The organism is Coleofasciculus sp. H7-1 (genome assembly GCF_057473865.1).
Map to the genome: position 1 here is coordinate 60,262 of NZ_JBYCCT010000042.1, position 14,019 is coordinate 74,280.

13 protein-coding genes are annotated in these 14,019 nt (G+C 48.5%); 6 read left to right on the forward strand and 7 right to left on the reverse strand.

What is annotated here, in order from left to right; genetic code table 11:
* Nucleotides 1-5 precede the first annotated feature (5 nt).
* The gene (locus tag AC2VDX_RS11405; protein WP_378180363.1) at nt 6-2,735 is read right to left on the reverse strand and encodes a CBS domain-containing protein; all 2,730 of its coding nucleotides are present in this window, start codon (nt 2,733-2,735) and stop codon (nt 6-8) included.
* 158 nt (nt 2,736-2,893) lie between these two features.
* Between AC2VDX_RS11405 and psbZ the strand changes: the two genes are divergently transcribed.
* Both psbZ and ribH read left to right on the forward strand, forming a co-directional pair.
* Nucleotides 2,894-3,082, forward strand: coding sequence for a photosystem II reaction center protein PsbZ (gene psbZ / locus AC2VDX_RS11410; protein WP_378180187.1), 189 nt, complete (start codon nt 2,894-2,896; stop codon nt 3,080-3,082).
* A gap of 122 nt (nt 3,083-3,204) precedes the next feature.
* Entirely contained in the window at nt 3,205-3,810 is a 606-nt protein-coding gene (ribH, locus tag AC2VDX_RS11415) for a 6,7-dimethyl-8-ribityllumazine synthase (protein WP_378180190.1), read from the forward strand.
* A gap of 111 nt (nt 3,811-3,921) precedes the next feature.
* On the opposite strand, the gene serS is transcribed toward ribH, so the two are convergent.
* Both serS and AC2VDX_RS11425 read right to left on the reverse strand, forming a co-directional pair.
* The gene (gene serS, locus AC2VDX_RS11420) at nt 3,922-5,214 is read right to left on the reverse strand and encodes a serine--tRNA ligase (protein WP_378180194.1); all 1,293 of its coding nucleotides are present in this window, start codon (nt 5,212-5,214) and stop codon (nt 3,922-3,924) included.
* 150 nt (nt 5,215-5,364) lie between these two features.
* Nucleotides 5,365-5,958, reverse strand: a complete 594-nt coding sequence (locus AC2VDX_RS11425; RefSeq protein ID WP_378180197.1) for a DUF3611 family protein — start codon at nt 5,956-5,958, stop codon at nt 5,365-5,367.
* 136 nt (nt 5,959-6,094) lie between these two features.
* Here AC2VDX_RS11425 and AC2VDX_RS11430 point away from each other — a divergent pair, with 136 nt between their 5' ends.
* The 3 genes from AC2VDX_RS11430 (at nt 6,095) to AC2VDX_RS11440 (ending at nt 7,864) form a co-directional block, all read left to right on the forward strand.
* A complete protein-coding gene (locus AC2VDX_RS11430) occupies nt 6,095-6,688 on the forward strand; it encodes a nuclear transport factor 2-like protein (RefSeq protein WP_378180200.1) in 594 nt (197 codons plus the stop codon).
* Between the two features lie 187 nt (nt 6,689-6,875).
* Nucleotides 6,876-7,229, forward strand: coding sequence for a PadR family transcriptional regulator (locus AC2VDX_RS11435; protein WP_378180365.1), 354 nt, complete (start codon nt 6,876-6,878; stop codon nt 7,227-7,229).
* 101 nt (nt 7,230-7,330) lie between these two features.
* Nucleotides 7,331-7,864, forward strand: coding sequence for a cofactor assembly of complex C subunit B (locus AC2VDX_RS11440; RefSeq protein WP_378180203.1), 534 nt, complete (start codon nt 7,331-7,333; stop codon nt 7,862-7,864).
* Nucleotides 7,865-8,018: 154 nt separating this feature from the next.
* Here AC2VDX_RS11440 and AC2VDX_RS11445 read toward each other — a convergent pair whose 3' ends face one another.
* The gene (locus AC2VDX_RS11445) at nt 8,019-8,339 is read right to left on the reverse strand and encodes a DUF3155 domain-containing protein (RefSeq protein ID WP_378180206.1); all 321 of its coding nucleotides are present in this window, start codon (nt 8,337-8,339) and stop codon (nt 8,019-8,021) included.
* A 444-nt stretch (nt 8,340-8,783) separates the two neighbouring features.
* Here AC2VDX_RS11445 and AC2VDX_RS11450 point away from each other — a divergent pair, with 444 nt between their 5' ends.
* Nucleotides 8,784-10,277 carry an ATP-binding protein gene (locus AC2VDX_RS11450; protein WP_378180209.1) on the forward strand — a complete coding sequence of 498 codons (1,494 nt, stop codon included), beginning with the start codon at nt 8,784-8,786 and terminating at the stop codon, nt 10,275-10,277.
* A 251-nt stretch (nt 10,278-10,528) separates the two neighbouring features.
* Here the strand turns inward: AC2VDX_RS11450 and AC2VDX_RS11455 are convergent, their stop codons facing one another.
* From AC2VDX_RS11455 to AC2VDX_RS11465, 3 genes are all read right to left on the reverse strand, one after another.
* Nucleotides 10,529-11,779: an S-layer homology domain-containing protein gene (locus AC2VDX_RS11455; RefSeq protein ID WP_378180212.1), complete on the reverse strand. Its 1,251-nt coding sequence runs from the start codon at nt 11,777-11,779 to the stop codon at nt 10,529-10,531.
* Nucleotides 11,780-12,114: 335 nt separating this feature from the next.
* Entirely contained in the window at nt 12,115-12,537 is a 423-nt protein-coding gene (locus AC2VDX_RS11460) for a tellurite resistance TerB family protein (protein WP_378180215.1), read from the reverse strand.
* 72 nt (nt 12,538-12,609) lie between these two features.
* Nucleotides 12,610-13,995 carry a 16S rRNA (cytosine(967)-C(5))-methyltransferase gene (locus AC2VDX_RS11465; protein WP_378180218.1) on the reverse strand — a complete coding sequence of 462 codons (1,386 nt, stop codon included), beginning with the start codon at nt 13,993-13,995 and terminating at the stop codon, nt 12,610-12,612.
* Nucleotides 13,996-14,019 lie beyond the last annotated feature (24 nt).

Sequence of the window (14,019 nt, forward strand, 5' to 3'; positions counted from 1 at the left end):
CCGCTTCAAAGTGGATAATACTCTGCCAAAAATTTTTCAGCATCAGCGCGATCGCGGATTTCTCCATCCAGTGTTGCCGCCAACAGACGATCTAACATGGGCTTGAATTCACGCCCCGGTTTGTAGCCCAGTGCTTTCAAATCATTACCGTTTAATATCGGTTGAATATTCGCCCAGATAGTGAGATACCGCCAAATTAGCCGCCGAATCAGACGCGAATTTTTTACAGCAATCAAAATCAACGTGGGCAACTCGTACCGCTTCAGCAAGACGACTTGACTGGGTCGCTGACATTCTGGCAAAAATTTCACCACCAAAGCGCGATCGCGATCTAGTTGCTCTAATCGTTCGATACTGTCTGTCGGTAATTGAAGATTGATTGCCACTTTCGCGCGATATTCGGGAGCGAGGTAGGCGATTAAAATTTCTAGCCGCATCTGCCAATGATCGAGGGTTTTCTGGGGATCAAACCGGCGCAGACACCGATCTAGTAAACGCACCTGCTTCCATAATTGCTCATTTAACTCTAGCGTGGGATGGAGACACCGCAACGCCCCCAGATCGGCAAGTAATTGCAACGCCGGTTTCCAGTAAGGCGCTTGTAGGATGTATTTGAGTTCTGCTTTCAGCCGTGTTTGTAGCGCCGGGGCTTTGCTATTTTCAGAGAGCGATCGCTCGTAAATTCCACTCTCTAGCGCATAGCGAATATACCCTTCCGTCTGCGGTTCAATCTGAAATCCCAGGCGGACTGCAAACCGCACGGCGCGATAAATGCGCGTGGGATCTTCAATAAAGCTATTAGCATGGAGGACGCGGATTTGGCGCGATCGCAAATCTAGCATTCCGCCAAAGAAATCCAATAATTCACCCGCACGGGGTGGCGTCAGTCGCATCGCCAAGGCGTTAATGGTGAAATCCCGCCGATACAAATCTTGGCGAATCGAACTCGCTTCGACTTCTGGATTCGCGGCTGGGTAAGGATAAAACTCAGTTCGAGCCGTCGCAATATCCACCCAGAGAGAGTCTAGGACTGGGTCATTGTGCCACAGTAGCGCGGCAGTTTGAAATTGACCGTGGACTTCCAGACGGGCATTTGAGTAGGTTTGTTGAAGTGCTTTCGCCAGTTCTACTCCAGCGCCGACATCCGCCGAGCGGTGAAAGCCATCTACCACCAAGTCAATATCTGAAAGCATCAGGGTTTCATGGGCAGCGGCGAGCAGTAAATCCCGCACCCCTCCGCCGACCAGATAGAGATTCCAGCCGCGTTGTTCTGCCTGCTGGGAGGCTCTGGTGAGAAATTCCCACAAGGGGGGAGCAAGGCGATCGCGCAAAATATCGGTCAGGGGTTGATGGGCATTCGTAATTGATAATGGGTAATTGGTAATCGGATTTTCTTTCCCATCACTGACTAATGCTCCATTTCCTCTTCCCTGATGCAACTGCCGCAAGACATCGGTGCGCGTAACCATTCCCACCAGATGTCCATCCTGCAATACCGGCAAGCGCCCGATATCGTAAGTCACCATAATCGATTCAATCTCTGGCAAGGACGTATCCGGGGTAATCGTCTTCAGATTGTTAGTCATGTAGCCTTTTACCGGCGCATGACTAAAGCCATGATGCAACGCCAGATCGATATCCCGCCGGGAAACAATCCCCACCAGTTGGTCTTCGGAATTAACGACCGAAAGACCAGAATGCCCATAACGTAATAAAATTCTCTGGGCTTGCTCAATTGTCGTGTCAGGGCGAATCGTCCGCACTGGCGATGACATCAGTTCCCGTGCTGTCAGCGGCTGGGGAATTTGGTCTTTTAGCTGACTGACTAGCCGATCGAGAGTTGCCTGGGTATCGACGCCACGCAGTGTCACCGACGCCGCCTGGGAATGCCCACCGCCACCCAACGGTTGAAACAATTCATTGAGATTGGTACCTTCAATGCGCGATCGCCCAATGACCGTGAATCGCTCCTCACCTCCATCCCCCACGGGATACGCCACTGCTAGTAATAAAGCATCGCTTTCGCCCAGATCGAGCAGTCGAGTGGCAAGCGTTGACAAACCAGGAACGTAGTCAGAGGTTTTGAGCAGCACCCAAGAAACGTTATAGCCGCACGTTGTCGCTCTTTGCAAGTTGTCCAGCGCTTCTGTCAAGAGTTCCTGCAATTGAGGAGATAAACCCGGCTCAACATAATCGGCAATTAAGCGCAAGCTTGCCCCTTGTTCCATTAACCAAGCCAACGCGATCGCATCTCTTGCCGTCGCCCCTTCATAAGTTAACGATCCCGTATCGACGTGGATTCCCAACGCCATCACGGTTGCCTCAGAAGGCGTCAGATGGATGCCTTCTTGCTGGAGCTGCTCGGCAATCAGAGTGGTGGTTGCTCCTACCGGCTCAACTTGGGTGCGGGTAGCGGGGATATCTCCTTCCCCGTCTGGGTGATGGTCGTAGACGACAACTTCCAATAAATCGGGCAAATCCAGCCATTCAGATGCCTTTCCCACGCGATCGCGCTTTTGAGTATCCACAACTGCAATCGACCGAATCTGCTTCGGGTTCACAGAGCGACGTTCAATCAGCGCATACTCATCTCGGTGCAACGCCAAAAAATCGCGCACCGCTGGATGGCAACCGCCGGTCAGCACGACCCTAGATCCCGGCTGGAGACGGGTTAGCCCCACTGCCGCTCCCAAGGTGTCAAAGTCCGCTGTTGTATGGCACAAAATCAGATTCATCATTATTAGTCCTTAGTCATTAGTCCTTTGCCCACGATCCATAACCAATGACCCATGACGAATGACCAATGAGTGTCGATTTTTGATACGGTACTACTGTATAGAATTGCGGCTGAACTATTTCTAGCCAGCCCGTTGCTGTCTTGGGAGAAGAGAAAATGACAATTTTATTTCAGTTGGTACTAGCTGCTTTAGTCTTTTTATCATTCGTCATGGTCATTGGGGTTCCGCTTGCCTATGCCACTCCTCAGAACTGGGCTCAGTCTAAGCCGCTCCTTCTTTTAGGATCTGGGGTTTGGATTGCTCTGGTACTTCTGACAGGTGCCCTAAACTATTTAGTAGTTTAAGGATAGTCAGACTCAGTCATCGGTCAGGGGTCATTGGTCATCAGTCCACTGCACCCGACTCAGGACTAAAGACAAATGACTGATGACTAAGAACAACTGGCAAAAAGCTTATATCTAAAATCATGGCAGTTTTCGAGGGAACGTTTACTCAGACTCAACCCCTGCGGTTTGCGATCGTCATCGGTCGCTTCAACGATCTGGTGACGACTAAACTATTGGAGGGGTGTCAAGATTGTCTGAAACGCCACGGTATCGATGTCAATCCTCAAGGCACTCAAGTGGACTATGTTTGGGTTCCTGGGAGTTTTGAGGTGCCTTTGGTGGCTCACCAGTTGGCACTCACGCGCCGATATGATGCTGTGATTTGCCTGGGTGCAGTCATTCGGGGTCAAACCCCCCACTTTGATTATGTCGCCTCGGAAGTCTCCAAGGGAATTGCCAACGCTGGGTTTCAAACGGGTGTGCCGATAATTTTTGGCATTCTGACGGTAGATACGATGCAACAAGCCTTGGAAAGAGCTGGCATCAAGAGTAACCACGGCTGGGACTATGCGATGAATGCCCTAGAGATGGCAAGCTTGATGCAGCAGCTCAAAGGGAATACAGGTGCTGCACCCTACGGTAATAATGCGGTTCATACGGTGACAACTCAAGCGCTGCCAGTTTCGCCGAACTTGGCGATTTCTCCAGATTCAGCAGTTGAACGCAACGCATCTGATTCTCTTTGATCGTTGCACTGAATGCAGGGGCGGGGTTTTCCCGCCCAAAGTCGGTAAGCCAGGAAGATTTATTTCTCGTCTTTCATCCCACCCTTTGGGAAGGGCAAAGCCTGACATTCTTCATCCTTTACCTAGCACTTCTCGTCCCAGGTAAGGTTGCAGCGCTTCTGGTATCTTGACGGTGCCATCTGGTTGTTGATAGTTCTCCAGAATTGCTGCCATCGTGCGCCCGATTGCTAATCCGGAACCATTCAACGTGTGGACAAATTGGGTTCCTTTCTTTCCAGCTTCTTTGAAACGAATGCTGCCGCGTCGCGCCTGAAAATCCATAAAGTTGGAGCAGCTAGAAATCTCGCGGTATTTCCCAGCCGAAGGTAGCCATACCTCCAGGTCATAGCACTTTGCTGCCCCAAACCCTAAATCCCCAGTGCATAACTCAATGACGCGATAAGGCAACTTCAAAGCCTGTAAAATTGCCTCGGCATTTTGTACCAGCGATTCATGCTCTGCGGGTGAATTGTTGGGATGGACAAGTTTCACCAACTCGACTTTATTAAACTGGTGCAGTCGAATTAGCCCCCGCGTGTCTCGTCCGTAGCTACCCGCTTCCCGGCGAAAACAGGGAGTATAGGCACAGTGATAGATAGGCAGCTGCGACGCCTCCAAGATTTCATCTCGATAGAGATTCGTCACCGGCACTTCAGCGGTGGGAGCTAGCCACAAGTCATCTTGAGCGCATTTGAAGCTTTCGTCGGCAAATTTGGGCAGCTGGCTTGTGGCGGTGAGAGATTTGCTGTTGATCAGAAAGGGGGGAATGACTTCTACATATCCAGCAGCGATTTGCCGGTCGAGCATGAAGCTAATTAAAGCTCTTTCCAAGGCAGCACCGGCACCGATTAGCGTGACAAAACGACTTTGTGCAACTTTAGCGGAGCGCTCAAAGTTAAGAATTCCCATTTGTTCGCCGATTTCCCAGTGGGGAAGAATTTCGGAGTTTTGAGGCAAGTATTCATCCCCCCAGCGGCGGACTTCTACATTCTCTTCTTCACTTTTACCAATGGGTGTGGACTGACTGGGTAAGTTAGGAAACGATAACAAGAGTGCTTCTAACTCGGCTTTCAGGTTTCTTTCTTGTGGTTCTAGTTCGGCAATCTGGGTTTTGATTTGGTTGCCTTCTTCCCGCAACGCTTGGATTTCTGAGCCGTTGGGATCGCTACCCGATTTAATTTTTTGACCGACTAATTTGCCGATTTCGTTCCCACGAGCTTGGAGTTGACTTCGCTTTGCTTCCAGTTCCCGTTGCTGCTGGTCTAGCTGCAAAATCGGCTGTATGTCATATTGCCCGATCCCGCGACGATTCAGGCGCTCTTGTACACCTTCTGAATTTTCCCGTATCTGCTTGAGGTCTAGCACAGATTTTTTCCAGCTTTTTTTGCCAATAAATCAGAATACACTGCGATCGCGCGATCGGATGATACAGCCGGATGATACAGCCGCTAGTCCGGATGCGCTCTCAGCCTTCTTTGCTTGCTGATGCCGCAATCTTTCGACCCTTCGCCTTTGTTACTGTCGGTTGATGCGACTATATAACCACAAGGAAACCACAATCCCGGCAAAGTGAGCGGTAATTGTATGCGTATTCGCCAGCACCACAAAAATATCTAAGGGTTGAATCAACCGATTAATAAATTGGGGATCGTAGATTGCTACCCCACCTTGAGCTTGAGCCAGCGACTTTGCCAACAGAGTGCCGGTAATCGCTTCTGCGCCCAAAACTGCCAGCAACAATCCCCCTAAACTGACGAGTAATCCAAACCTTAAAACTTTAATCGTATCTGCCTTTTTCGGGCGGAGGTTGGGATTAGAATCTTTTAGCTGTATGCCCAAACGGGTGTAACGCCAAGCTTGATAAACGCTGAAATACAGCACTAAAAGACCGCAAACTGCAAAAAATATACTGCCACTCGTCCCTGGACTAGCAGCGGCAGCGCCACTGGCACGCGGCTGGGCAGCGGGGATGGCAAACAAGAAAATTATGGTTGAAACAACGGCTAGGACTAACTGAACCCAGAAGCCAATCCAGCCAGTTATCCGAAAAGCGCCAGCGATTCGCTGTAGAGCTGAAGGAACGGGAGATGAATCAAACTGTTCTCGCATAAATTGATTTTAAATCGGTTTAATTCCGGATTTATCTATAAACAGAGCGTTTTGTTGAACAAGTAATGCAATCCCAAATTTATACGGTAATCTTCCTAACCACCAGTTTGAGGCAATGGGGCAGCAAAATTCAAATATGTTTAACCTCTGGAGAACTTTTAACCCAAGGTCGCCGTCTTTCTTTCGAGAGCAGGCTTCTGATTTACTTGGCTTTGATGACGACCTGCCATTTCCAGAGCAGCCCTCTCGAAGTGGAAGCAGCATGATGAAATTCCGGCGACCGAATCTCAGGCAGCATTTACTCTGTGTCGCTTATGCAGTTGCTTTGGTGGGGAGTTTGGCAATCTATCAAAGGACGGTGATGCCGAAACCGCTTTCGGTGGCGCAAAAACATTGGGCAGCGATCGCTACCGAAAACCCGGAGCGTACAATCACCCAATACAGTGACAATGCCATTTTAATGCGCTCCTATGGCGCGCTGGATGAAGTCTACCAGGGGAAATCCATCTACCCAGCTTGGCAAGAATTCTTCTCAAAGTACAAAATTCAAGATTTCCAGGTTGTTAAACAACAGCAGCGCGATCGCGCAGTCGCAGCGGTCATCACGATCTATGCCCAGTCCAAGCACGGAACCCCTGTGGTTCTGTCGCTTTCCTACCAAGTGCAATTTGATCGGGATGGCAAAATTATCCGTGAAGTCTGGCAGACCAACCCAGAATTGAGTGTCTAAAATTGATGGTATCGTTCTGTTATTTTGCTATTGACATCACACGCTGCTTTTGATCGTTCGCGGTCTCAGTACAGCAGTGATAGAAGCGTTATTTCGGGTGTGTTTTCTGATTGATAAAGGCATCGTTAGTTTGGGGAAACCGATCCTAATCCAATTTGTTTGGCTGGGAGTTCAGTGAATTATGCAGATGAAATTTGAGGATATTTATCAGTTTTTTCAAGACCCTCCTCCCACTTATCTCAACAAGGAACTAGCGGTGTGTTATGTCCTTTCAGTTTTGATGAGTGGAGAATCCTACGGAACAGAACTCATCGGGCGACTAGAGAGTGAATATCCCACCTATCGGCTTTCTGATACCGTCTTATACAGCGCCTTAAAATTTCTTGAAGACCAAGCCGCTATCACGGGTTATTGGAAAAAAGTGGAAGGGAGAGGAAGACCTCGTCGAATGTATCAAATTCGCCCAGAGTGTCTGGAACAGGCTCAGAACCTGGCTCGTCTTTGGGACGAGTATACAATGAGAGACTCTCAAGCCATCTGAGCCAATCCCAAAGGAAGCTCTCTTGCGATAGGCTATAGGTTATAGGCGATCTTGTATCTATTGGACAAGAGCCTATTTTCCATTGCCCTATCTAGAAATTCGTGAATACGACAATTCTCTTTTCAACATTTCTGCTAACACTGTTGTTAGCAGTAGGTCTATTTTTCTTTATTCGAGCCTCCGCTAAAGACCGAACGCAACAAGTGAAACTGATTGCGGAGCAACCAGAAGAATCGATTTTAATTCAATTGCAGCAGTATTTCGATCGTCGTGCCTACCGGATTGCTGCGGTGGATGCAAAGCAAAATCAAGTTACATTCCAAGGATTTGTCCGCCCCAGCTGGTTTTTGGCAATTTTTCTGAGCTTGTTAGCTTTTTGTGGCTTTCTTTGTTTGGCACTCGTTTTAGCAATACTATTTCCCCAGTTAGCTAGAATTTTTCTAGGTTTGGTTCTCCTTTCACCAGCAGCTGGCGTTTTTTACTGGAAAAAAGCTGGACGCAGCGAACAGGTTTCCCTGAAGGTGGAAGCATTCGCAGGTGTCGAAAAAGAGACAAGAAGTTTAATTACTGTCATCGCCCATCGTGATGAATTGGCTCAATTGCAACACGAACTCCAATTAAAGCCTTGCGAATGACGACTTTCCCGCTAAAAATCCCAAAATATAGTCAGTCTGCGAATCAAAAAAAGTTTTAATTAAAAGGAAAAATTCAAAATTTCTCCTGAAAACAATAGGGGCGGTTCGCAAACCGCCCCTACAACCGAGTTTTCACGTTTAAATGCCTAAAACTTCAGCTGCTACGAACAGCGGCAACGGTAGGCTTTTCCACACTATTGTCGATTATCCTAAGGCTAGGAAACAGAAAATGATTTTCTTCAACGTATTGGGCACCAAATAGCCCCTTTTCCGCCCAAAAGTACCGATCTGTGGTGTGTTCGTTCCGCTTCACGAGCAGCAAAGCGGGCGGAAGGATTCCCTCGGTTTGAATAAACTTTCGCGCGGCGGTGACTGGTTTATCTTCGCCGCTTTCAATACTATACTGAGGGACATGCTCTAAAATTCTACGTCCTTCCTGGCGACGGCGACTTTTCCGCTTGCGTCTTCTAGCCAACCTCCTTACCTCCTCTTTAAATCTGACAGTTGTAATGATAGATACAAAAACCGTCGCAAGTATATCGGTTTGAGTTCAAAATATCAACCGCTTTTTACGGATTGATACAAATATTACAGATATCAGAAATCAAAATAGGACAGCAGCAGAACGGGCAATAGACGCTATATATGCAAGCTTGTCCAAACTAGAGCCTAGATGTAGCGTAGAAAGCGCTATATTCCTTCAGTCTTGACAAAATTTAGCCAGTTTGGAAGCAGTTTTGTAACCAAACTATCATAAGAGATCGCTAAAATTTTTGTAATAAAAAGAAACAAAAATGAGGTCTTTGCACGACCTTTGCCGCTTCAGCGCCATTGCGTGCCAGGAGCGACGAAAGAAAACTCGACCCGATTAATGCAATTCTCCTCGCTGTCAAGTACCCAAGTATAAGCGAATGTGTCTATGTCTACCAGTTCAGAATTCGTAACTTTGTGCCAATCACAAGTAGCACTATTAACTCAAGGACTGGGAGCTGCCTTGAGTGTTGTGTATTTAACGGAAGAACTGGTAGAGGGCGTCCCAACTAAGCTAAGGCCGGTTGTTGCTTACCCACAGACAGCGGTGGAATGGGAAACGGATGAGGCTTCGGCTCTGGGATTTTCCGATCGACCGCTGGCATCAATTCCTCGGTTACTGTCAGCGGCACAGTCTCCGGTTCCTCAGAAGTCCGATGATGTTTCTGAGAAGGGTTCAACGGAATCGGCTGCTGAAGTCGGAAAAGAAGAGACCATTGATGAATTGCGGGCAAACACGGGGACATCGCCCCTCCAGCGATCGCTCTTCGCCTATGCCGCCCTGAGTGGCTCCCCCTTGCAAATTGTGGTGCCTTTGTTGCATGAAGGTGTGGTGATGGGGTTGCTGGTGACGGCTCGTGAAGATAGACCGTGGAACCAGCGAGAACGAACCGCGATTGAACGGATTGCCGATACACTAGCGATCGCCTGTATTCTGGATCGGCGTTCTCAATGGTTTGAGCAGCAACTGAGGACTCATCGGCGTCTTCAGGCTCAACAGCGCGATCTCATGGACGATCTGATACACCAGTTTCGCAATCCCATGACCGCCTTACGGACGTTTGGCAAGTTGCTCCTCAGACGACTGCTACCCGGAGATGCGAACCGCGAAGTTGCCAACAGTATCGTGCGCGAAAGCGATCGCCTGCAAGAGTTGCTTCTACAGTTCGATCGGGCAGTTGATATAAATGAAGGAGAGTTGGTGCCTTCTACCTTGCAAATCGCGGATCGTTCCTACGATGCAGTGCCCGTGCCAATTGCCCCGTCTTGTCCGCTTCCCCCTTCATGTGAAGACTTAGGATATCCCAACTCTCCCGCCGGGTTGCAACCTCAGACGATTCCGACGAGAGCGCTGATGCTGGAATCTTGCTCGGTAGCTGAAGTCTTAGAACCGTTAGTGGTGACATCCAGCGCTCTAGCCCAAGAAAAAAATCTGGATTTATTGGCAGAAATTCCCCCCAATTTGCCACCAGTACAAGCCAATGCGAAAGCGCTGCGCGAGGTGTTGAGCAATCTGATCGACAATGCCTTGAAATATACCCCAGCGGGTGGGCAAGTTTACATTCATGCCGGAAATCGACGACAAACATCTCAAGGGGATTTTCAGGCGATCGCAATTAGCGATACTGGTCCTGGCATTCCCGTGCAAGATAAAGAGCATTTGTTTGAGCGACATTACCGAGGCGTCCAGGCAGAAACTGAGATTCCGGGGAGTGGATTGGGTTTAGCGATCGCGCGAGATTTGGTAGAACAAATGCAGGGCGAAATTGAAGTGATTAGCCCCGCCGAACGCAACTGGCTCGATCGTAGTATCCCGCACACTCAAGGACAGGGAACGACATTTATTGTCTGGTTACCAACTGAAGGCTCAAAGATCGATTAGGAAGTTTGATCCATGTTCCCGTAGGGGCATTTCTTGTGAGTGCCCCTACTCAAAGCTCAAAGGTCGCTCTGGAAGTTTGATCCGCAGTGTGGCACAAATAAACGTCAGAAAAGCCTTTCGCACTAAAAACCCGATTTCTGGGAAGAAATCGGGCGCGAGAAAATGCCTATTTTTTTGTACCTATCTGCTTAAAGGATGAAGCAATCAGCGGTCATCTGAAATTACACACTGCACACTTCATCCGACAAATATTACTGCTCCAGCACTAACTCTTCATTTAACTTCAGATTCAGATCGGTATCTGGGTCAATCGCAATCAGATCGACTTTATCCCGACCTAGGAACAGTCCGATGAGTCCACCAATTCCCAGACCGCCCAAGACTTCTTCGGTAGCGATCGCTTTGTCACCCGTTACAGCGGAAACCGCCGCCGCCGCCGCCGCACCTAATGCGGCATTCTTGAGGATATTAGTGACGCTAGAACCCTTGGTAATGGATTGGGTTTTGGTAATGGTTTGAGAAGTAGCATTGATAGCCACCCGTTGACCGTTTGTGAAAACCAGTTCCTTTGCCACAAACTGAGAGCCTCCCTGAGCCGGTTGCAGTTCACCAACCACTTGACTTCCAGAGGGGATTAGTACCGTTCCATCAGATGTGGTGATATTTGCTGCCACCGTCAGCGTTAGCGGTGCCTTCTCGTCCTTTGTAACCAGAATTCTTTCTTTCTCGTACCTAACTGGGATCGTGGTTCCAGCCGGAATCGCCACAGTCGTGTTCTCTGGTGGTGTGTCCTGAAGAGAGACAATATAGGGCGAGTTGATTGCCGCTACTTGTCCAGAACTCACCAATGCCTGGTATATGAAAGCTGCCACTTCCGCTCTTGTCGCATTCCGAGTTGGATTCAGCGTCTGGAGAGTCGGATAGTTCACCACAATGCTCTTCTCTGTCGCCGCAGCAATGCTATTGCGAGCATAGCTAGAGATAGAAGAAGCATCGTTATACACTTGCAAATCAGTCGCTACGGAACTGCTGGCAGTATAATTCAAGCCATTCGCCAACGAAACTAGAACTTGCTCGCGGGGAATATTTTGTGTGGGTCTGAAGACATTACCAGGATAACCTGACAAAAATCCCATTTCATAAGCTTCGCGGATAGCCGAATATGCCCAGTAAGTCGATGAAAGATCCACAAAATTAACAGCATTGCGGATTTTATTCTTGTTGAAGGCTTTACGAACCATCGCCGCGAATTGGGCACGAGTCACCGGATCGTTGGGTCGGAACGTACCATCGGGGAACCCGGCGATTACATCCCGTTGTGCCAGCTCTTGAATAAAACTAGCAGCCCAGTAGCTTGAGGATACATCACTAAAGTTGATACTTTGAGCAACAGCCGGTGCCGGTGACACAATTGTTTCTACTAGGGGAGCCATCGAACCTGCCGACATTCCCAGCATTAGTAGTAAAGCTGTTCCAGATTTCAAGCGATTTAAGTTAGACATTGAGAACCTTCTCCACTTTTCACATTCCTTTGATTATTTAGACCTAAGATTACCTGATAGGTTCCTAGAAATTTCAATCTCAACAAATTTATTTACTGCCGTGACAGATTATAGAAATATAGACAGTTTCAGAGGAAAGTTCTGGACTCCCCAAGAGGGAAAGACGCAGATTTTGCAAAAATAGTTGCTTGTTGTAGAAAAAATTGGCTTCCAGAGCCTCTGGAAGCCGATAACAATAGATTGGGAATGCAAAAAAAAGGCACGCTATGTGTAGCGTGCCCTAACTTGTGGAATGATTGTGTCGAAATTCTGGTCTTTATCTATTAGTCTCAAAGCTAGTTCTGATGGTCAACCCACCGATGGTAGAGTTTTTGAATAGCTTTGAGGACAGGACTAGGGGCTGACTTCTGGGAGGCACTGTTGGGATCTAGAAGCTGTAATCGAGTCAGGAGTTTAGCTTCCTCGATCGCTACCTCGCCATCGCTATAAATTAAGGCACTGAGGGCTTCGATGAGGTGCTGGTAATCTTCGGTGCTGGGGCGATCGCCTAAATAATCTTGCACCCAATTGTAGACCTCGCTTGGGCTTACAGCTACGAGTTCATACAACAAAGGCTGAATCTCAGGATCGTCAGCAATGCCCTTTTCCTTCGCCACTCGCTGAAGATATTGCCGTTCCTCTGGCTGAATTTTGCCATCAATCCAAGCTGCACCGATGAGAATTTTGACAAGCTGTTTAACACTAGAATTGGCTACCATTGGCTTCTCCCTTATTTCCCCTAACAGATTAATCCATCAACAGATTTCTGCAACCACAACTACCATAGAGGCTTACCCATTTTTCTGCTGTAGCCGCACCATGAAAAATCCATCCATTTGATGCCGGTGAGGCCAGACTTCGATCCATCCAGCGGGGGTAGTATAGGCTGCTGCTGGTGAACTGGGGTTGGGTGGCGAAATCTGCCAATTGGGGTGACTCGCTAAAAAGGCGCGAACAACACCTTCATTCTCCAATGGATGCAGCGTACAAGTTGCATAAACCAAAATGCCATCCGGTTTAACCCAGGTAGCCACTCGATCTAATAGTTCGCCTTGCAGAATTGAAAGTTCCTGAACCGTCTGTAGGGTTTGCCGCCAACGGGCGTCAGCATGACGATGCAAAGTACCCAATCCAGAACAGGGGGCATCAAGTAATACCCTATCAGCTAGATTGATAAACTGGGGTAGGTTGCGGCTGTCCCCCTCCTGAATTTGAATCGAGTGCAAACTTAACCGTTTGGCATTTTCTTGCAGTTTCCGGAGACGAGAAGCAGTCTTGTCACACGCCCAAACAGTTCCCTTGTCTTCCATCAATTGGGCGATGTGCGTTGTCTTTCCCCCCGGTGCTGCACAGGCATCGATGACGACTTCACCCGGTTGGGGATTTAGCAGATAACTCACTAGCTGGGCACTACTATCTTGCACCGTCCACCAACCTTCGCTGAAACCAGGTAAATTTTGAATCGCACCTGTGCCGCCAGTTAGTCTCAAAGCTTGCGGTAGATGGGGCACGCGACTAACTGAGATACCCGCAGCTTGCAGTGCTGCCTCAACTTTCTCTATCTCAGCGCGGAGGGGATTTACCCGCAGGTCAATTGCCGGTGTTTGGTTCATCCATTCACACAGATGTTCCGTTTCTTCTAAACCCAGATGTTCTAGCCATACTTCAATAATCCAGTCGGGATAGCTGTGTAAGATGCCTAATCGTTCAACTGGATTTTTTGGCAGATGTAGAGGGTCAGATTCTAAGTCCTGAACTTCCCCTCCCATGTTTCCCGGCTTCTTGCCTTCCGCTAGACGAATATACTGCCGCAATAGACCATTGACAAAGCCGGAAAGTCCAGAAAATCCGTTTTCTTTCGCTAATTGCACGGTAGTATTAACAGCCGCCGAGACAGGAATTCGGTCTTGATAACGAAGTTGGTATAAGCCTAAATGTAGAATGGCGCGGAGGTCTGGGGGTTGTTGGTGGGCTTTCTTTTTACCTAGATGGTCGATGAGTGCATCGAGCGATCGCTGTCTTCTTACACTCCCATAAACTAACTCTGTCACTAACCGTCGATCGGTAGCACTTAAGTCTGCTTGACGCAGCAGTCGGTCGAGTGCTACGTCAGCAAAAGCGCCTTTACGGTGGACATCCCGAAGTGCCAGAAATGCTATTTGACGAGGATTTTGCATACTATTTAGTATGCGTTAGCAGAT

Excerpts from the sequence above, each read along its gene's own strand:
- AC2VDX_RS11405 (WP_378180363.1), bottom strand. The coding sequence starts at position 2,735 with ATGAATCTGATTTTGTGCCATACAACAGCGGACTTTGACACCTTGGGA.
- psbZ (WP_378180187.1), top strand. The coding sequence starts at position 2,894 with ATGACAATTTTATTTCAGTTGGTACTAGCTGCTTTAGTCTTTTTATCA.
- ribH (WP_378180190.1), top strand. The coding sequence starts at position 3,205 with ATGGCAGTTTTCGAGGGAACGTTTACTCAGACTCAACCCCTGCGGTTT.
- AC2VDX_RS11425 (WP_378180197.1), bottom strand. The coding sequence starts at position 5,958 with ATGCGAGAACAGTTTGATTCATCTCCCGTTCCTTCAGCTCTACAGCGA.
- AC2VDX_RS11430 (WP_378180200.1), top strand. The coding sequence starts at position 6,095 with ATGTTTAACCTCTGGAGAACTTTTAACCCAAGGTCGCCGTCTTTCTTT.
- AC2VDX_RS11435 (WP_378180365.1), top strand. The coding sequence starts at position 6,876 with ATGAAATTTGAGGATATTTATCAGTTTTTTCAAGACCCTCCTCCCACT.
- AC2VDX_RS11450 (WP_378180209.1), top strand. The coding sequence starts at position 8,784 with ATGTCTACCAGTTCAGAATTCGTAACTTTGTGCCAATCACAAGTAGCA.
- AC2VDX_RS11455 (WP_378180212.1), bottom strand. The coding sequence starts at position 11,779 with ATGTCTAACTTAAATCGCTTGAAATCTGGAACAGCTTTACTACTAATG.
- AC2VDX_RS11460 (WP_378180215.1), bottom strand. The coding sequence starts at position 12,537 with ATGGTAGCCAATTCTAGTGTTAAACAGCTTGTCAAAATTCTCATCGGT.
- AC2VDX_RS11465 (WP_378180218.1), bottom strand. The coding sequence starts at position 13,995 with ATGCAAAATCCTCGTCAAATAGCATTTCTGGCACTTCGGGATGTCCAC.